This is a genomic window from Methanosarcina sp. (assembly GCF_035390745.1).
Classification (GTDB): domain Archaea; phylum Halobacteriota; class Methanosarcinia; order Methanosarcinales; family Methanosarcinaceae; genus Methanosarcina.
Window position 1 is genome coordinate 1 of record NZ_DAOOUJ010000066.1, and the last position, 17,186, is coordinate 17,186.

The following is a 17,186-nucleotide window of genomic DNA, read 5'->3' on the forward strand; positions in this document are numbered from 1 at the left end:
AATATCATGCACGTTTTCTGTTCCTTCGTCAGGGATTATTCCTGACTCTCTATTCACCGGTTTCAAAACAGATGAACCGGAGCATAGTATCCCGGAATTGGATGAAACATTTTCTAAAAACGGTGAATCAGAAATTCCCTGCTCAAATCCTGCAGATTCTTCCTCCCCATGTACTACGAAACTGGTAGAAAAAAGAAGGCCTGTAAAGACTGCGGCCAACGTTAAAAGATACAATATTTTTGCAGTGCAGTTTCCCAGACATACTCCCCCCGATATTGCTTATGTGACAAGTCAAGGCTGCAAACAGGATACAGGTATATGTGAAGTAATTCCTGAAGCAATACCGTAACAGAATTAATTTATTTTAACATATAACGAAATACATTATAAATATTTCTATCAATTTTTACAGAGATCTTTGAATAGATTAAGAAATAATCAATAACATCTGAGTGAGTTGAGTTATAACAAAATGAAAAAAACAGATATACATATAAAAATAATTTTCAAAGAACATTTCGTAATATAATCAAATGATTGAAGACAGAAGATATATTAACTTCCTGACATATGTTATGGAAAGACATAGCAAACTGGAGGTCTTGTTCAATTGAATTCTGAAAAGCTGAAAATAGCTGTTCTCGGAGGAACCGGCAATATAGGAGAAGGAATGGTGCTGAGGCTCGCCCTTCAAAATCTTATGCCTGAAGGTGTTAAAAATGAGATAATTATTGGGTCCAGGTCACTGGAAACTGCAGATGAAGCTGCAAAAAAAGCATTATCTGAGCTAGAAAACTGCGGGTTCGATACATCCAGAATAAAAATTACCGGCATGAGCAACTATGAAGCTGCAAAGGCAGCCGAAGTAGTAATACTCACCATACGTTTTGATCATGTTCTTCCTCTTCTTGAGGAAATAAAAGAGACTCTTGAGAATAAGATTGTTATTTCACCTGTAGTTCCAATGGTAAAAGAAGGAAGCTTTATGGCATACAGGCCTCCGGCAGAGGGATCTGCAGCCCTTGCAATCCAGAAAAATGTTCCGGAGTCAACCAGAGTTGTTGCAGCTTTCCATAACATTCCTGCAGGGAAACTCAAAGATGTTGTTAAATGCAAGGCAGTACATGACGCGCTTGTTTGCAGCGACGACGAAGAAGCAAAGAAATTTGTCATGGAACTTACACGGCATATGGGATGCTTGAAGCCCCTTGACGGAGGACCCCTCAAGCAGGCAGGAACTATGGAGTCCCTGACACCTTTACTGATTAACCTCGCAAAATTAAATGGACTCAAGGATCTCGGAATAAACTTCTCATGAAAATCTCTGATAAAATAGCCGAAAGTACACAGATAAAAAAGAAACCTGCAGGAAAAAAGAGGTCCGGGGTGTGGGGCTTATCGGAGATACCTGTTATATAAATAAACTTGGGGTATAAAATAAAACCGGGTTAGTTTCATCCCTTAAGGAAATTTCATTGTTTCAACAGATTTTCAAATGAGTGCCAGAACCCGTAATTAGTTTTGATCCGGATTTTAATCCCAGATAAATTTAGCTCATGTTAAATACCATAAGAGTAATACGAACATGTAATAAAAGAATTCTTTTAGTAAAGAATTCAAGATAAGAAACTCAACTGAAAATTTATCTGAGAAGTAAGATAGAAATAAATTATCAGCCTGAGAATTAGAAACTCTGTCCATTATTCAGCCTTTAAATACAGAATTTCGTTCCTACCTCCTTCTTTCAGTACTTTACTTTTTCTAAAACGTGAGAATTAATATCAAAACCAGACAGTGAACCTGTATGAGCGAAGAACTGCTAAAAGTGTTAAAAGCTTCAGGACTTGACGTACTTTCCTGTATGCATTGCGGCACATGCACAGGAAGCTGTCCTTCAGGACGGCATACCGGGCTCAATACCCGAAGAGTGATTCGGGACGCACGCAAGAACAGAGCTGCCATTCTTTCAGATGATAGCCTGTGGCTCTGTACAACCTGCTATACCTGCCAGGAGCGCTGCCCGCGCGGGATACCTATAACGGATACCCTTCTTGAGCTCAGAAGGCTGGCGGTCAGAGAAGGATTTATGCGCCCTGAGCACCGCCGTGTTTCGGAAATGGTACTTGAGTGCGGACATGCAGTTCCCCTTGATGAAGAAACAAAGAAAAAGAGAGAAGAGCTTGGGCTGGATCCAATACCTGATACTGTCCAGAAGTATCCAGAAGCTCTTGAAGAGCTGAAAACCCTTCTTAAAATCTGCAAATTCGATGAGCTGGTGGCTGGGAAATAAGGAGGCTGAAATGATGAATAAACTATCGCTATTTCTTGGCTGTATTGTGCCTAACCGCTATCCAGGGATTGAGAAAGCAACTAAACTCTGCCTGCAGAAGCTTGAAATCGATGCTGCTGATCTTCCAGGAGCCTCCTGCTGCCCTGCCCCCGGAGTATTTAAGTCTTTTGACAAAGCAGCCTGGCTTGCCCTTGCCAGCCGAAACATAGTTCTTTCGGAAAGAATGGAAAGAGATGTCCTTACAGTTTGCAACGGCTGCTATGGGTCCCTGGCAGACGCCAATATGGAACTTAAAAAAGACCCTGAAATGAAAGCCTGTACAAACACCTGCCTCAAAGGAATAGGCATGGAATTTAAGGGAACAGTAGAGGTAAGGCACATAATCGAGTTTCTATACAGGGAATTCGGGCCTGAAAAGCTTAAAGGCTATATTACAACTCCTCTTGGCCTGAAAGTTGCCCTGCATTACGGATGCCACCTGATCAAACCCTCAAAGGACAGAAATCTCGGAGAAACTGAAGCACCGGTATTCTTTGATGAACTTGTTGAAGCCACCGGCGCAAAAAGTGTGGATTACACTGACAAAATGATGTGCTGCGGAGCAGGAGGAGGAGTTCGTTCAGGGTATGCTGCCGAGTCCCTGGAAATGCTTGAACATAAACTTGACTGCATCCGTAAAGCAGGAGTGGACTGTATAGTCAATGCCTGCCCGTTCTGCCACCTTCAGTTTGACAGGGGGCAGATTGCTGTCAATGAGAAATTCGGAACCGATTATTCTATTCCCGTCCTGCATTATTCCCAGTTACTTGGACTTGCCCTTGGCTTTTCCCCGGACCAGCTTGGAATAGAACAGAATGCAGTCCAGAACATCGAGTTTCTTGCGAAAATCTATGAAATCAGTGCGGGCTTAAGGTAAATAACAAAAATAAGGCATAAAGTAAACGTCTGGAATTAAGCCAGATTTTTACTTATCAGCCTGCATGTACCAGAGACATTTCTGCCTCCACTTGCAAGTTCCACAGACATCTTCAATATCCAGAGCATTGTTAATCTTTGAATTTATGAGCCTGAAGGCTTCATCTGCATTTACAACAGTCCCATCTTCTATCCTTAATTTCTCCAGAACAACGAGATCCATCTGCCTGATCCTGCGCGAGAGATGAGATTCCTGAATTGTGCATTCCCTTTTACTCGGGCAGGAAATGCAGATTGCATCACACTCAGTTATAAGCCTGAGAGGTCTGGAAGGGAGAGCCTCCAGGTCAGAAATAACAGCCCGCATATTGGCAACAAAGGCAGGGCTGTACCCGTATCCCTGGAATCCCTGGATACAGCAGAGGTGATGAGCCCTTATCTTCAGGGGTGCAGATTCGTGTTTAGAATCGGTTTCCAATTTTTGTTTGGATTTTTCTGGCATGCATTTCTCCGGGGTTAAACATCACAGGCTAGAAACCATATCTGAATTCATTCTATAAAATCAATTTCTGAGTCCCCTAAATAAGGAAGTTCCAGAAGAGGAAGTGATATTGAGGGCGCTTCTGAATATTTTGTAAATAATATGTCATATCCTGTTTTAAGCCCGAGCATAATATTCAGGTCAGTTCGGTCAGCATTAAGGAGAAGCGCCTGCCCTACAGGATTGCAAGCAGCCTCATATTCTAAATCATCGGTTTTTTTGATACCGAGGCTCTCTTTTTCGAGACTGCAAACCTTGCAGCAAACCGAAAATACCTCAAAATACCTTGAAAGAATATCATAGACCAGCCTGGCTTCTCGTTCATGTTCAATACAGAACGCAACGCCTATCTTTCTGTACCCAAGTCTTTTTGAGTAAATTGCAATTTCCTCTAACTTTGTTCTTTTTGCAGGATCCGATTCAAGCCAGGCAGAAATCTGGATTGATTTGAGATTATCGCCGTTATAATCAAGTCCTGATTTTATAACAGAGCAGTTTTTACCTATCAGGCATTCTTTATTCCTGCACAATGCACACTGCACACTTTATTTCCCCGGGGTTTTAACATGAGTAGGTACTACAATCATAAATAAACTTTGCATGTATAAATATTTCCATAAAAGCAAGAAATGTATTGATAGAACTCATTATGAGCAGACCGGATTAAAAAAGTTCAATGAGAAAAGAAAAAAAATCTCGAACAAATAGGAGGAAACTGCCTGCTCTGAAATTCCTGTGACAGAGATGAAATACTCAGAGCAGGCAAGGTATGCACTTCACAATGTCTGCAGCTATGCACACGTTAATCCTGAAAAACGAATTTAGGATTGGTGATGATGCCCGAGTTCATCTCCATGTCCTGCGCAAGTATTTTCAACTGTTGCTCTCTTAAGGAGCCCCTTTTCCCAGGCAACCAAAGTTTCTCTTACTGTGCCTTTTGCGCCTACAAAGACCTGGACTCCGTATGACTCAAACATATTCAGGGCTTTATACCCTATTCCCGAACAGAGCATTGCCTCCACACCATTTTTGTGAAGATACTCTGGAGGCAAGTCTACTCCACCCATATGATTACTTTTGTTAGGGATTACATGGATATCTTCTGTCTCTGTATCCATTATCGTGTAGGTAGGAGCTTTTCCAAAGTGCTGCTCTACAGGTCCTTCAATTCCGTTATCATCTCGTGTGGGTATACATATTTTCAATATAAATCGCCTTCTTTTCTTCCGCACATATTTCAAGAAATTATTTTTGCTCATTTGTACATAAAAAGTATAATTTCTCCCATATGTGTATAAATATTTATAGCTTACTATTTGAAAAGAGAAATTGTTATATATTTATTCTACAATGTGCATAAGTAACCTATGAAAAAATGCAGAGGAAGACCAAAATGCCCCAGGCGCGTTGAACAAACTCCTGATATTACATATTTCAAGCCCAGGGGAGTTCCACTATCAGACCTTGAAGTGGTGTCCCTCACAGTAGAAGAGCTTGAGGCTCTGAGACTTGTAGATGTGGAAGGTTTGAGGCAGGAAGACGCAGCCGTCAGGGTAGGAGTATCGAGAAGAGCTTTCTGGGAGGATCTAAAAGCCGCCAGACTTAAAGTAGCTCTTGCCCTGAGTACAGGAAAAGCAATAGAAATTAAAGGCGGTAACTATATCAGGGCTGAGACTGCTGATATTAACGAAGATGCTGACTCGTGAAACAGAGACGTATGAAAACCGGGAAAACCGAAAAATTGCGGAAATATTAGACAGGCGATAAAAATGACAGATAAGGTTCAACCACTGGAAAGCTTATCGAAAAAGCCCGAGGAACCAAAAATTGTAGTAAACCTCAGGCGCATCAAACGCAAGATCATGGTAATGAGCGGGAAAGGCGGGGTAGGGAAAAGTACGGTTGCCGCAAATCTCGCTGTCGGACTCGCTCTCCGCGGGCACAGGGTAGGTCTTCTTGATTGTGATATTCACGGCCCTACGGTCCCTACAATCTTCGGGCTGGAGTCCGCAAGACCTGAGGTAAGTGAAGAAGGAATTCTCCCGATAGAGGTGCTCCCTAACCTTTCAGTGATGTCTATTGGTTTTCTGCTTGAAAACAAAGATTCACCCATAATCTGGAGGGGACCTGCCAAAATGGGAGCAATCAAGCAGTTCCTTGAAGAGGTCTTCTGGGGAGCTCTTGACTTTTTGATTATCGACCTTCCCCCAGGAACTGGAGATGAGCCCCTGAGCGTGGCGCAGCTTATCCCCAACTGTGACGGTTCTGTGCTTGTTACAACTCCTCAGGACGTAGCCCTTATCAGTGTCCGGAAATCAATCACTTTTTCGGAAAAACTGAATGTGCCTATAATAGGGCTTGTGGACAATATGCATGGGCTAATCTGTCCTCACTGCAATCAACCTATAGATGTATTCGGAAGCGGAGGCGTTGAAAAAGCCTCAAAAGACTTTAATATTCCTATCCTTGCCAGACTTCCTATAGAACCCAGAATAGCGGAAATGGAAGATAAGGGCACGGTCGTTCAGGACCAGCTTAAACATGGCACTGAATGGCAGAAGAATTTTGAAAACGTCGTAAATGCTGTTGAAAAAACTCTTGAGAAAGAGTAAAGTGAAAATCATCCTCGTTTTCTCTTTCTTTTTTCCTTTTTATATTACCAGTTCTGTTTTTAGGAGTTCTGTTTTTAAGAGTTGTTTATGGATATTCCATTTCTGAAACAGGTCTCTAATATAGTTATTTATTTCTTACTCTACCGCACACCTTAAATCTAAAAGTTAATGAATAATTCTTATCTTTGTTTACAGTTAATTATTTGTGTATGATAAATAATTTTATTGCAGAAAAAAGGATTTTAAGATAAGTAAAACAAAATTAACAGTGTGAAGTGAATCGCTGATACAGAAAACCTGAAGAACTACAAAATCAAAATCAATGTGGAGAACATGAATAGATTAATTATATTATTAATCCTGATTGCAGCTGTACTTTTTACGGCAGGTTGTACTGAAAACGTGGACAACTCTACAACAGATGCTCAGGAAATCCAGGTAAGCGTTGTTGAAAACTTAACCGATCTGGAACAGATTAACACGTCCGTACAGAAAGGCCCGGTCCTTGTGAAAGTCGGAGCTGAGTGGTGCGGACCTTGCCAGCAAATGAAACCCATCCTGAGTGATCTGGCAGCAGAATACACCGGAAAAGCCACAATAATGTCTGCAGATATAGATGTTAGCCCTAATCTTTCAGTTTATTTCGCAACGTCTTATATTCCGGATTCCTTTGTGGTCGTTGGACTTGAAAACGGAGAGTACGTTTACATGCAGGAGAACGGAAGCGTTACTGCAGACAGGTTCCAGGCAAGAATTCTGGGACTTCAAGACAGTCAGGTGTATGAAGAACGTCTGGACAGGGCAATTCTTTACTATGAAAACATGAGTACAGAGTAAAAAAGCAGATACCAGGAAAAAGGAATTTAGAACTTCCTTCATCGGCTGAAAATTAAAGTCTTTGAATGAGTTAAACTAAAAACGGAATTACAACTAAACGGTAAAACGTCAAACCAGAACCATGTCTTATGAAGCGATTTCCCCCGTGGTTGCATTCGGTGCAGGAGTTCTCAGTATCCTGTCTCCATGCATCCTGCCACTTCTTCCTGCAGTTCTGGCCAGTTCGACAGGAAAAGGAAAGTTAAGGCCTCTTGCTATAGTACTTGGTGTATCCATATCTTTTACCCTTATGGGAATTGTGACCTCCGCCTTTGGAGCAGCTTTTCAGGCATACACAGGCCAGCTTAAAATCCTGGCAGAAATATTAATTATTGCAATGGGGCTTGCAATGATCTTTGAAATCAGCCTGTTTAATGCCTTTGCAAAATTCCCCCTTCTTGCAGGAATGAGAGACGAAAGCCTGATTTCTGGCCTTCTGTTAGGACTTTCTCTTGGAGTGCTGTGGATCCCCTGTGTGGGACCGATCCTTGCCTCAATCCTGACAATGGTAGCTCTGGAAGGAAGTACTTCTAGCGGTGCACTAACCCTTCTTATTTACTCTGCAGGTTTTGCAGTGCCTATGCTGCTGCTTGCATACTCTGCCCACCTCTCCACTTCAAAAATAAAACTTATATCAAAGTACGATGCAGCACTCAAGAAGGGAGCCGGAGTAGTGGTTCTACTTGTTGGGCTCTGGATGGTTCGCCAGAATCATTTCTGGTGGCTGTTCTAATTTTTTAGAATTATTGCGAGTTTAAATGCAAATAAGGGGCATAACAGCAGCGAATTTACTTAATTTGTTTTTTGGAGAAAAAATAGAAAAAAGGAAGGGGAGAGTACATGATAAACAAATAATCACGTACTCTCATGCTAATAAAAGGGTTTTTAAGACTCTTGAATTAGAGAAGTTAAGCATAAAGCTTTGCACACAATTGGGTTTTTTAGAGGTTTTCAATCTTCTTAACAATTGAAGGCGGACTCATTTTTTCATGTTCATAGAAGCAGTTTTAAACTTGACAAGGCTTGCAGAGGACTGTGACCCAAGATTAATACCGTCTATTAGCCCTGTAACTGTAGCTTCTCTGAAAAGCGAGTTTTCAGTGCTCCTGAATACATATTCTCCATCTCTTGAAACAGACTTGTAGCTGCCCCTGGAAGTATCCCCTATACCGATCCAATCTGCCCCAACGGTCATAGTACCGGTTTCGTAAGTATATTCTCCCATTTCGTTGTAGTACCATTCATCAACCATAATCTCAACTTCGGACAGGCTTGCAGAGTTAAGTTTTTTGTCTATACTGAAAACATCATCCTCTGTAAACATGTACCCGTACTTATCGGACGAGTCGCCTGTCACCTCATCATACGTCCACATTGAAACGTAAATATCTGTCCCGTCATTAGTTTCCGTTACAGAGAGACAGGTATAGGTAGTTACACCATCATTTGTTTCAACCCAGTCTGCAGATGCATATGCACCATTCTGTCGTACTATTTCTTTAGATTCCAGCGCCTGTACGCTCATAGTCATTGAAAGCAAAGCTATGAGTGCAAATATTATTGTGTGTGATTTCCTCATATTATTCCTCAGATTCCCTGATACTGGATTATATGTGCAAAGTTAATTTTTGAAACATCTATTTGCACATATATGACCCCACTTAATTATTCTTGGATCAATTCTAGATTAGATGTCCTAGTATAAAAGACTGTGCGATAATATTTACGAAGAATAATACAATTTGTAAAATAATTTAGAAAATAAAAAAGAGTTAAATCAGGATTAAAAAGAAAGGGGATTATTCCTCACTTTCTTTTGCAATTGCTACAAGCTCGTTTACGCAGGCAACAGCCATCGGAGTTCCTCCCCTGGTCCCTACACAGCTGATTGAGGGAATCGGGATTTTCAGGTTCCTGACCATTTCCCTGGATTCGGCTGCATTTACAAAACCAACAGGAAGACCAATTATAAGAGCAGGTCTTACTCCTTTTTCAATAAGCTTGCAGACCATGATGAGGGCAGAAGGAGCGTTCCCGATTGCTATAATGCTCCCATCAAGTTTTTCCCTTGCCGCCAGGAAACCTGCGGACGTCCTGGTGATCCCGTACTTATTAGCGATTTTAGCATCAGGGTCTTCGTCAAGCACGCAGATGATTTCAGATTTGTGCCCGGCTTTTGTGATCCCGGCTTTCACCATGTTGATGTCCACAAAAATAGGAGCACCTTTTTTAATTGCTTCAACACCGGCAGGTATGGGGTCGTTCGTAAAACGCATAATGTCGGCAACCGAAAGGTCTCCGGTTGCAATTACGCAGCGCTGGCGGAAACGGTCTTCAGGGGTAGAATTCCCAACAATCTCCCGGATCATTGTCCGGCTTTTCATGTAGATGGCTTTCGCTTCTTCAGTCCTTGCCCCGGAGTCATCACAGATCTTTACAAGTTCCGGGTCTACTTCCACGGTAAGCTCGGTAAACTCTTCGAGGTTTTCAAGATTCCCTGCGTTTGTATTCGCTTTTTGTTCAGTAGTCATATTTCTTATGATACCCCCTGGGAGTTATTATCATATCCTTTTTCGGAGATTTCCAGATCCTGGACTCCCCATTGCCTACAAGAATGGCGGTGCTCATGTCCACCCAGTCCTCATAATTCATAACTTCTCCAAGGGTCGTCACGATCTGGTCCTCGTCTTCGCCTCTCATGGCGTTCTTGACAAGCCCCACAGGCACGGAATCAGCCTTATACTTGCGGATGATTTCAATAGCTCTTGCAAAGTTGGACTTTCTCTTGCGGCTCTTTGGGTTGTAGAGACCTATTACAAAATCGGCGTCTGCAGCCATATTAAGCCTTTTTTCGATAACTTCCCAGGGAGTTAATAGGTCGCTTAAACTGATAACCGCAAAATCCGTTACTACAGGTGCACCGAGGATGCTTGCCCCGGCAAGAATTGCTGTGACCCCGGGAAGTATTTCAATATCCACATCAAGGTTCTCGTGCTCAGCAACTTCCAGCACGATGCCTGCCATACCGTAAACGTTGGTATCTCCCCCGCTGATCATGACCACATTTGCGGATTTTGCAAGTTCCACAGCTTTACGGGCTCTATCAACTTCTTTTCCCATATAACTCCGGATTATCTCCTGAGTGCCGAGAAGACTTTCCATCTGATCAAGGTAGGTACTGTTTCCGAGAACGTAGTCGGCATTGAGGATTACATCCCGGGCTTTTAGGGTTAACTGTTCCACGGAGCCCGGTCCTATTCCCACAACGTAGAGTTTTCCGGATGCCTTATCTTGCGATTGCGATTGTGACTCTGCCATAGACTTTCTTCCTGCAAATCAATTCATGTTTTTCCGAGAGTGCCAGTGCTGCAGGCTCTGCAACCCCTTTTAACCCGAAGCGCGAAGCCTGGGAGGATGAAGGAGGGTTGTAGCTGTTCAGCACCTCATCCGGTAAAAATCTCACCGGAATGCCAAGCAATTCACCTGCTTCCAGCAGACCTCGCTCATTTTCTTTGAGTTTCGCAGAGGCAAAAGCCGTAATCTCCTGGAGACTCAGGCCGCATTCATCAAGTGCCTGTTTTACGGCTTCAATGACTTCTTCTTTTGTAATGCCCCTGCGGGTTCCGATTCCGAGAATCATCAGTAATCTTTTATCCACTACTTTTTTTATGCAGTTTCGTATTTAATCGGCTTGTTAGCGCTGATAATCAGTGTTAATTATTGGCTGTTTCCGGCACTGTCATCCTTTGCTTCAGCCTGCTTCTTCCTCACAAGCACGGAAACATCATCGTCCACAACAACAATTCTTGGCCCCTTAACCTCGAGAACTTCTACATTCTGGTCAAGGAGGGCACAGTTTACAGCTATTGTGGATTGTTTATTGAATACATCGCAGCCTAACCTGTCGGCTATGCCCTCAACAGAGGGTTTGCCGTGAACCTCAGTAGCTGTCGTGAGTACGGGAACTGCTCCTAACTCCGCAATTTTTCGGGCAACCTCGTTTGCACCGTGGTGTCCTCCAAGGAGAGGAATTGCGAAATTGAGATTTGAATCCACAACAACCACTGCAGGGTCTGACCATTTGTTGTCGAGAAGAGGGGCAATATCCCTTACCACAATACCTGTAGCAAAGACTGCAACGATTGCCCCGTAATTTTCAAAGGCTTTCCTGAAGATGCCTTTTTCGTAGAGGAGAAGGTCAGCTTCAAGATGCTCTGCTATTTTTGATGCAATTTCCCTGTTCCTTTCAAAGGTAATTACAGCGGTTCCTGGGCCACTCCGTATAGGTAGGACCTCCTGTAGTTTTTAGGGTCAACAACCCCGCCGATGATAATCATTGCAGAGCGTTGAATTCCGGCATCTTTGACTTTGTCTGCAATGTCTTCAACAGTCCCGGTGATGACTTCTTCATCTTCCCAGGATGCATGGAAAACAACCGCGACAGGAGTATCTTTCGGGCAGCGGACTTTCTCCATAATTTCCCTGATCTTCTGGGTGCCAAGGAAGATTGCCATTGTGGTATTATAAGCAGAAAGCTCGGGGATAAGGTCTTTTTCCAGGGTCTTTCCAGCAGGGCGGGTAATGATGAGAGTATCAGAAACGCCGTTGAGAGTAAGCTGGGTTCCAAGAGCAGCTGCGCTTGCAAAAACAGACGAGACGCCAGCAACCCTTTCGACTTCTATGTCGTATTTTCTCAGCTCTTCCATCTGTTCTATAACAGACCCGTAAAGAGAGGGGTCTCCGCTGTGGAGCCTTACTACGAACTTTCCTGCATCCACGGCATCGGCAATTATTTTAGTGGTCTCATCAAGAGTAAGCCCGTAACTGTCCACTGTCTCTCCTTTTGTATAATTAAGGACTTCGGGGTTTACCAGGGAGCCCGCATACATAACAAGGTCTGCTTTCTCAAGCATTTCACGCCCCAAAACGGTAATCAGTTTGGGGTTTCCGGGGCCTGCACCTACAAAATAAACTTTTCTTTCCATCTGACCATTCCCTTTGCTTATTTTTTACCGTAAATGATGCTGAAATAATTCCCCTTTTCCGGGATTTCTTCTTTTTTGCTGATAATCTGTTCACTGTCCGAGAAGAGTTTTTCTGCAAAAATAAACTCCCTGTACCCTTCGGCTTCGAGCTGCTCCATGATCTTTCTCGGCTGTGTGGCTTTAAGGTGGATAATATACCCGATATCAGAGCCGTCGCTTACCTCAAAGGAGCTCTCGACCGCCACATCGGTCCTTGCAGCAAAAGACGTGATGGAACTTATTCCCGGAACTGTTGCAGTCTCAACATCAGGATAGTGCCTGCGCATGACCTTTTTCAGGTGAGTGAACGTAGAGAAAAAGTTGGGGTCGCCTATAAGCCCGAAAGCCACTGTCCCTTTTCTTGCCTCATCTGCAATACGGTCTGCATTCTCTTTCCAGAAAGAGTTCAGGACTTCAATGTCCCTTATCATGGGGAACTCAAGGATTTCAGCATCCGCATAGGGAGCCACAAGGTCTTTTGCCAGGCGTCCTGGGACATATACCTTATCACTGTTTTTCAAAACTTCCACTGCTTTGAGGGTCAAAAGCTGGGGGTCTCCGGGACCAAGTCCTACTCCTATTAACATATTATCGCTCCATAAATTTACAGGTAGATACAAGCATAATTTGATTAACTTGATGGTGATTTAACCTGGTTTGATTAAAAGGCAATTTCAGGACTGTCTTTTTCCAACAACAATATACACCGGGTTTTCTGGTTTGAACATGGTCTCTCCGGCAATCGGGGCACTTCTCGATACTGCCACATGGACAACCTCATCAAAAATCCCCAGTCTCTTCATAGCCTCAATCGTCCTGACAACGGTTTCGATGCGGACCGCATTTACCACAATGCTCCGGGCTTTTTTTTCGACAAGCTTCTCAAGAATGGAGTCAATGTTTTTCGTCCCGCCAACAAAAGCGCAGTCTATTGAATCAACTGGCCCTCCGGAGCCAAGGAGATCTGAAGCTTCACCGGCTAAAATCCTGGCGTTCTCGATCTTGAAATTCTTAAAGTTTGTCTCCGTGGCAAGAAGGGCTTCATTACGGGCATCGATTGCATAGATAGTCAGGTTACGGGCAATCCGGGATGCTTCAATAGAGACAGAACCCGTACCGCAACCTACATCTGCAAACCTGTCCCCGTCCTTAAGTCCGAGTTTGGAAAGGGATACCGCAATTATCTCCGGTTTAGTCGGACCGCCACTGACACTTACTATTTCGGACATGTTCTACCTCGGGAAAAATTAAAGCAAATATATTGAAAGCAAATCAAATATATGGTAATATAAATGGAAATTATATTAAATTCCGATGCATCAATTAGAGCCGGCAAGATTCGATTATAATCAGATGCAGGCTGTATACATATGCATATAGAGGAACTTTTATAAATCAAATATTTCAGATCTGCCCGATTATAAATATAACTTGCTATAGATATACCTTATTATCAGCAAGAAGGGAAGTAAAGGAAAGTAAACTTTATTGGATCCTGGTCAGAAGAGAGAAAAAACTGATAAAAAAGTTTGAACCACATGTAAGCCGAACCTTAAATATCATTCTTCAAAAATTAAAGGTTACCTCTCTCGAAAGCCAGATGAGTATTTTTTAATGGATATTTTTAAACAAATATTATTCAAATGAAACTGGGAAAAGATTTAAGGTATAAAGGAAATAGAAATTTTCATATAAATAGTATACCTTCAGAACATTTTTATAATTATGGGTTTAAGAAGATTAGAGGTTTTGAAAGAAAGAGATTTTAACCATAACAGCCATATGATAATGAAGATTCCAGTAACCCCGATAAAATGTCTTTTTGAAAAGGGTTAAAACTCCCGTGAAGTAAAACAATAGAGAGCCCCCTGAACTAAATTTTTTAGATAAGAAGACGATCGTCTTCGGTTTAACATCTGATTTTCTGATCTGTATACATAACAGCATCTTTTGACAGTAAAAACCCAGCAGTCTAAGCCCACTCCCTCAATGCAGGGCCTGCCGCCTGGACAGATAGGAGACAAATATATGAAAATTTATGAATCATATGAGGACCTGCCCAAACTAAAGCTGCCTTATGGAAACGAGGTGTTCATAAGTGACAGCACAATCCGCGACGGCTCACAGATGCCGGGAATAGTCCTGAGCAGAGAACACAAAGTTCAAATTTACGAATACCTGCACGAGATAGGGATTGAGAAACTTGAAGCATTTGTATTCAACAAAAGAGACAGAGATGCTGTTGAGCTTATGTTCGACAGGGGATACGAGTGCCCTGAAATTACGGGATGGGCAAGGGCTTCAAGGGCGGACATAGATAAAATTCTGGAAGTAGACGGGCTTGAAGAAACCGGAATTCTGATGTCAGTTTCGGATACGCACATTCATTCCAAGATGAGGCTTTCAGGCAGGGAGGAAGCTGAAGAGAAATATCTTGACGCTCTTCAGTATGCAGTGGATCACGGACTCCGCACAAGGGCTCATCTGGAAGACATGACAAGAGCTGACAATTACGGTTTTGTTTTCCCCCTTGTAAAAAGGATAATGGAAATCGATCCCGACTGCATAATAAGGGTCTGCGATACCGTAGGGTATGGAATGCCGTTCATGAATATAGACGAGCCGTACGGAATTCCGAAAATAATCCAGCACCTCAAAAAGGAGATTGGAGTCAAAAATATAGAAACCCATATCCATGACGACTACGGATTCGGGTCAGCAAGTTCGATTGCAGGTTTCTGGCACGGAGCCAACTGGACAAGTGTGACCTTCCTGGGCATAGGGGAACGCGCAGGAAACAGCGAAATGGAAAAAATCCTGCTCTTCCTGGCAGACAGGGTTGAAGGTTTTGATAAGTATAACCTTGAGCCTGTAACCCGTTTTGCAGAATTCATGGAAAAAGAGCTCGGACTCAGAGTCCCGAGAAACAAAGCTGTTGTCGGGAAAAATATCTTTGCCCATGAATCCGGCATTCACGCCGCAGGCGTCCTGAAAAATCCCTTTAACTATGAGCCATATCCTCCTGAACTGGTAGGAGGCACCAGGCTTCTCCTCATAGGTGATTCTTCAGGCCTTGAAGTAATTCGTTACAAGGTTCAGGAGACATTAAATAACCTCCTTGATGTCGAAACCATCGTTGAAAAAGATGATAAGAGACTGCTTAAGATCCAGAAAGAGATCCAGAAGCTCTACGACAAGGAAGAGAGGGTTTCCTGCATCTCGGATGAGGAGCTTCTTGCTTACGTTGAGAAGTATTTCCTCTACCAGCCAATCTGTGACCCGGCACATACAGGAAGAGGAAAACTTAAAAGCAAAGGAAAAATCCAGGAAACGGTAGAAGAAAAAGAATAAAACTACAAAAGAAGAAGCAAAAGAGACATTAGATTAAGTGGTATAAGGTTTTTCAGACCTTATATCAGCCATATTAAACCTTATGCAAATTAATATCTTATTATTCATTTACCACTTATTCTTTCTGTCCTGTAAAGGTTTTCAAATCCATAATATTCGAATTTTCAAATCAAATCATATTTCAGGAATCCTTACTTCAGAATTTCTGCCGTGTATTTTGCAATCTCATCTGTCATCTGGCTGAGCTTTGCATTGCCTCCGAGGTCGTAAGTTACGTATTTGCCTTCGGAAATCACACGCTCAGTGGCATTAAAGATTGCTTCGGATTTTTCCTTTTCTCCAAGGTAGTCCAGCATCCAGGCACCTGCAAGTACAGTTGCAACAGGGTTTACCTTGTCCAGACCAGCATACTTGGGGGCTGAACCGTGAGCGGGTTCAAACATTGCAAAGTTGTCGCCGATATTTGCGGAGTAGATGAGCCCGATACTGCCGACAAGAGCTGAACATTCCTCGCTGATTACATCCATGAAGAGGTTGGTGGACAGGAGGACCTTTTTGTTGAATATCTGGGGGTTCTTGATAAGCTGCTGGGCAATGTTATCAATATGATAGGGCCAGACCTCGATGTTAGGGTAGTCCTGTGAAACCTTATCGACTTCTTCCAAGAAAGAGCCGCAGGTCAATTTCAGGATATTGCTTTTATGGATGGGCACAACAGCATCATAGCCTCTCCTTTTTGCTTCTTCAAAAGCGTAACGTGCAATTTTGCTGGATGCAGTGCGGGTAATCTTTCGGATTGCAATGGATACATCGTCTGTGAGCTGAATTTCCTCTCCGATGTAGAGACCTTCTGTACCTTCACGCACACAGACCATTTCGACATCTCCGAGAGGTGCACTTGAGTTGGGGAAAGTCTTTATTGGCCTGACATTGGCATAGAGGTCGTATTTTCTCCTGATGGATACAGCCACACTTCTGGGGGAACCGATTCCGCCGGGAGTGGTTGTAGGACCCTTGAAACAGGCGTCTGAGCTGTCAAGAATCTGCCAGGTTTCATCAGGGACAAGGGAATTACCTCCGTGCTTCTCCCACCAGCCGGCTCCAGCTTCACACATTACGAATTCAACATCAGTGCCAGCGGCGTCTGCAACTTTAAGCATTGCGTCCACGAGTTCGGGGCCTACCCCGTCACCTTTGATTACTGCTGCGGTTTTAGTCATGTTATCACCAGATTTATAGGGTTCGTGTTAAAAGAACCGTAGCGATGAAAAGTTAAAAAAGGGGGAACTTTTCTAAGAATTTGGTAAGTATAAATTGAACCTTGCCGCCTACTCAATGTAAGGCTCATATTTCAACTTTTGGGTAATAATATAGAGTAATATTTCATGGAAATATGTATTGGATCCCCTGAATTAAATATGGGATTACAGAATATAACCCTTCCTTCATACCTGATAGAATTGGTATTCATCGTACTCTAATAGAATTGGTATTAATCGTACTCTAATAGAATTGGTATTAATCCTAACTTCCGCTTTTTTAAGCGCATAAATTCAATTTTTCCATAATTTCTTTTT

The 17,186-nt window shown here is 42.8% G+C and carries 21 protein-coding genes; 8 read left to right on the plus strand and 13 right to left on the minus strand.

What is annotated here, in order from left to right:
• Nucleotides 1-234, minus strand: a 234-nt coding sequence (locus PLL47_RS12625; protein ID WP_324446613.1) for a hypothetical protein, incomplete at its 3' end; no start/stop codon positions are given.
• A gap of 376 nt (nucleotides 235-610) precedes the next feature.
• Here PLL47_RS12625 and npdG point away from each other — a divergent pair.
• The 3 genes from npdG to hdrB all read left to right on the plus strand — a co-directional run bounded on the left by npdG (nucleotide 611) and on the right by hdrB (nucleotide 3,206).
• Entirely contained in the window at nucleotides 611-1,318 is a 708-nt protein-coding gene (gene npdG, locus PLL47_RS12630) for an NADPH-dependent F420 reductase (protein ID WP_324446615.1), read from the plus strand.
• A 486-nt stretch (nucleotides 1,319-1,804) separates the two neighbouring features.
• Complete coding sequence (gene hdrC / locus PLL47_RS12635) at nucleotides 1,805-2,290, plus strand: CoB--CoM heterodisulfide reductase subunit C (RefSeq protein WP_324446617.1); 486 nt, start codon at nucleotides 1,805-1,807, stop codon at nucleotides 2,288-2,290.
• 13 nt (nucleotides 2,291-2,303) lie between these two features.
• Nucleotides 2,304-3,206 carry a CoB--CoM heterodisulfide reductase subunit B gene (gene hdrB / locus PLL47_RS12640; protein ID WP_324446649.1) on the plus strand — a complete coding sequence of 301 codons (903 nt, stop codon included), beginning with the start codon at nucleotides 2,304-2,306 and terminating at the stop codon, nucleotides 3,204-3,206.
• Nucleotides 3,207-3,254: 48 nt separating this feature from the next.
• On the opposite strand, the gene PLL47_RS12645 is transcribed toward hdrB, so the two are convergent.
• From PLL47_RS12645 to PLL47_RS12655, 3 genes are all read right to left on the minus strand, one after another.
• Nucleotides 3,255-3,707: a DUF1284 domain-containing protein gene (locus PLL47_RS12645; RefSeq protein ID WP_324446619.1), complete on the minus strand. Its 453-nt coding sequence runs from the start codon at nucleotides 3,705-3,707 to the stop codon at nucleotides 3,255-3,257.
• Between the two features lie 47 nt (nucleotides 3,708-3,754).
• Nucleotides 3,755-4,288 (minus strand): DUF1847 domain-containing protein, encoded by a 534-nt coding sequence (locus PLL47_RS12650; RefSeq protein ID WP_324446621.1) that lies wholly within the window; start codon nucleotides 4,286-4,288, stop codon nucleotides 3,755-3,757.
• Nucleotides 4,289-4,567: 279 nt separating this feature from the next.
• Nucleotides 4,568-4,951 (minus strand): NifB/NifX family molybdenum-iron cluster-binding protein, encoded by a 384-nt coding sequence (locus PLL47_RS12655; RefSeq protein WP_324446623.1) that lies wholly within the window; start codon nucleotides 4,949-4,951, stop codon nucleotides 4,568-4,570.
• Nucleotides 4,952-5,113: 162 nt separating this feature from the next.
• Between PLL47_RS12655 and PLL47_RS12660 the strand changes: the two genes are divergently transcribed.
• The 4 genes from PLL47_RS12660 (at nucleotide 5,114) to PLL47_RS12675 (ending at nucleotide 7,967) form a co-directional block, all read left to right on the plus strand.
• The gene (locus PLL47_RS12660) at nucleotides 5,114-5,452 is read left to right on the plus strand and encodes a DUF134 domain-containing protein (RefSeq protein WP_324446625.1); all 339 of its coding nucleotides are present in this window, start codon (nucleotides 5,114-5,116) and stop codon (nucleotides 5,450-5,452) included.
• 63 nt (nucleotides 5,453-5,515) lie between these two features.
• A complete protein-coding gene (locus PLL47_RS12665) occupies nucleotides 5,516-6,358 on the plus strand; it encodes a P-loop NTPase (RefSeq protein WP_324446627.1) in 843 nt (280 codons plus the stop codon).
• Between the two features lie 333 nt (nucleotides 6,359-6,691).
• Nucleotides 6,692-7,195 (plus strand): thioredoxin family protein, encoded by a 504-nt coding sequence (locus tag PLL47_RS12670; RefSeq protein WP_324446629.1) that lies wholly within the window; start codon nucleotides 6,692-6,694, stop codon nucleotides 7,193-7,195.
• Between the two features lie 121 nt (nucleotides 7,196-7,316).
• Nucleotides 7,317-7,967, plus strand: a complete 651-nt coding sequence (locus PLL47_RS12675) for a cytochrome c biogenesis CcdA family protein (protein ID WP_324446631.1) — start codon at nucleotides 7,317-7,319, stop codon at nucleotides 7,965-7,967.
• A gap of 246 nt (nucleotides 7,968-8,213) precedes the next feature.
• On the opposite strand, the gene PLL47_RS12680 is transcribed toward PLL47_RS12675, so the two are convergent.
• From PLL47_RS12680 to cbiT, 8 genes are all read right to left on the minus strand, one after another.
• Nucleotides 8,214-8,813 carry a hypothetical protein gene (locus PLL47_RS12680; protein ID WP_324446633.1) on the minus strand — a complete coding sequence of 200 codons (600 nt, stop codon included), beginning with the start codon at nucleotides 8,811-8,813 and terminating at the stop codon, nucleotides 8,214-8,216.
• A gap of 220 nt (nucleotides 8,814-9,033) precedes the next feature.
• Nucleotides 9,034-9,765, minus strand: a complete 732-nt coding sequence (locus PLL47_RS12685) for a precorrin-8X methylmutase (protein WP_324446634.1) — start codon at nucleotides 9,763-9,765, stop codon at nucleotides 9,034-9,036.
• Entirely contained in the window at nucleotides 9,755-10,552 is a 798-nt protein-coding gene (cobJ, locus tag PLL47_RS12690) for a precorrin-3B C(17)-methyltransferase (protein ID WP_324446636.1), read from the minus strand. Before cobJ ends, PLL47_RS12685 begins: the two co-directional genes overlap by 11 nt.
• A complete protein-coding gene (locus PLL47_RS12695) occupies nucleotides 10,521-10,874 on the minus strand; it encodes a cobalamin biosynthesis protein (protein WP_324446638.1) in 354 nt (117 codons plus the stop codon). Before PLL47_RS12695 ends, cobJ begins: the two co-directional genes overlap by 32 nt.
• Before the next feature lie 77 nt (nucleotides 10,875-10,951).
• Entirely contained in the window at nucleotides 10,952-11,467 is a 516-nt protein-coding gene (locus PLL47_RS12700) for a cobalamin biosynthesis protein CbiG (protein WP_324446651.1), read from the minus strand.
• A gap of 23 nt (nucleotides 11,468-11,490) precedes the next feature.
• Nucleotides 11,491-12,219, minus strand: coding sequence for a cobalt-precorrin-4/precorrin-4 C(11)-methyltransferase (locus PLL47_RS12705; RefSeq protein WP_324446640.1), 729 nt, complete (start codon nucleotides 12,217-12,219; stop codon nucleotides 11,491-11,493).
• 17 nt (nucleotides 12,220-12,236) lie between these two features.
• A complete protein-coding gene (locus PLL47_RS12710; protein WP_324446642.1) occupies nucleotides 12,237-12,845 on the minus strand; it encodes a cobalt-factor II C(20)-methyltransferase in 609 nt (202 codons plus the stop codon).
• Nucleotides 12,846-12,932: 87 nt separating this feature from the next.
• Nucleotides 12,933-13,487: a precorrin-6Y C5,15-methyltransferase (decarboxylating) subunit CbiT gene (gene cbiT, locus PLL47_RS12715; protein WP_324446644.1), complete on the minus strand. Its 555-nt coding sequence runs from the start codon at nucleotides 13,485-13,487 to the stop codon at nucleotides 12,933-12,935.
• A 799-nt stretch (nucleotides 13,488-14,286) separates the two neighbouring features.
• On the opposite strand from cbiT, the gene PLL47_RS12720 reads away from it, so the two are divergent.
• Nucleotides 14,287-15,609 (plus strand): hydroxymethylglutaryl-CoA lyase-like TIM-barrel protein, encoded by a 1,323-nt coding sequence (locus PLL47_RS12720; RefSeq protein WP_324446645.1) that lies wholly within the window; start codon nucleotides 14,287-14,289, stop codon nucleotides 15,607-15,609.
• 191 nt (nucleotides 15,610-15,800) lie between these two features.
• On the opposite strand, the gene PLL47_RS12725 is transcribed toward PLL47_RS12720, so the two are convergent.
• Complete coding sequence (locus PLL47_RS12725) at nucleotides 15,801-16,829, minus strand: isocitrate/isopropylmalate dehydrogenase family protein (protein WP_324446647.1); 1,029 nt, start codon at nucleotides 16,827-16,829, stop codon at nucleotides 15,801-15,803.
• Nucleotides 16,830-17,186: the final 357 nt, after the last annotated feature.

What these genes read in the sequence shown, in the direction of transcription:
- hdrC (WP_324446617.1), top strand. Translation starts at nt 1,805, where the DNA reads ATGAGCGAAGAACTGCTAAAAGTGTTAAAAGCTTCAGGACTTGACGTA.
- hdrB (WP_324446649.1), top strand. Translation starts at nt 2,304, where the DNA reads ATGAATAAACTATCGCTATTTCTTGGCTGTATTGTGCCTAACCGCTAT.
- PLL47_RS12645 (WP_324446619.1), bottom strand. Translation starts at nt 3,707, where the DNA reads ATGCCAGAAAAATCCAAACAAAAATTGGAAACCGATTCTAAACACGAA.
- PLL47_RS12660 (WP_324446625.1), top strand. Translation starts at nt 5,114, where the DNA reads ATGAAAAAATGCAGAGGAAGACCAAAATGCCCCAGGCGCGTTGAACAA.
- PLL47_RS12665 (WP_324446627.1), top strand. Translation starts at nt 5,516, where the DNA reads ATGACAGATAAGGTTCAACCACTGGAAAGCTTATCGAAAAAGCCCGAG.
- PLL47_RS12670 (WP_324446629.1), top strand. Translation starts at nt 6,692, where the DNA reads ATGAATAGATTAATTATATTATTAATCCTGATTGCAGCTGTACTTTTT.
- PLL47_RS12675 (WP_324446631.1), top strand. Translation starts at nt 7,317, where the DNA reads ATGTCTTATGAAGCGATTTCCCCCGTGGTTGCATTCGGTGCAGGAGTT.
- PLL47_RS12680 (WP_324446633.1), bottom strand. Translation starts at nt 8,813, where the DNA reads ATGAGGAAATCACACACAATAATATTTGCACTCATAGCTTTGCTTTCA.
- PLL47_RS12685 (WP_324446634.1), bottom strand. Translation starts at nt 9,765, where the DNA reads ATGACTACTGAACAAAAAGCGAATACAAACGCAGGGAATCTTGAAAAC.
- cobJ (WP_324446636.1), bottom strand. Translation starts at nt 10,552, where the DNA reads ATGGCAGAGTCACAATCGCAATCGCAAGATAAGGCATCCGGAAAACTC.
- PLL47_RS12695 (WP_324446638.1), bottom strand. Translation starts at nt 10,874, where the DNA reads ATGATTCTCGGAATCGGAACCCGCAGGGGCATTACAAAAGAAGAAGTC.
- PLL47_RS12705 (WP_324446640.1), bottom strand. Translation starts at nt 12,219, where the DNA reads ATGGAAAGAAAAGTTTATTTTGTAGGTGCAGGCCCCGGAAACCCCAAA.
- PLL47_RS12710 (WP_324446642.1), bottom strand. Translation starts at nt 12,845, where the DNA reads ATGTTAATAGGAGTAGGACTTGGTCCCGGAGACCCCCAGCTTTTGACC.
- cbiT (WP_324446644.1), bottom strand. Translation starts at nt 13,487, where the DNA reads ATGTCCGAAATAGTAAGTGTCAGTGGCGGTCCGACTAAACCGGAGATA.
- PLL47_RS12720 (WP_324446645.1), top strand. Translation starts at nt 14,287, where the DNA reads ATGAAAATTTATGAATCATATGAGGACCTGCCCAAACTAAAGCTGCCT.
- PLL47_RS12725 (WP_324446647.1), bottom strand. Translation starts at nt 16,829, where the DNA reads ATGACTAAAACCGCAGCAGTAATCAAAGGTGACGGGGTAGGCCCCGAA.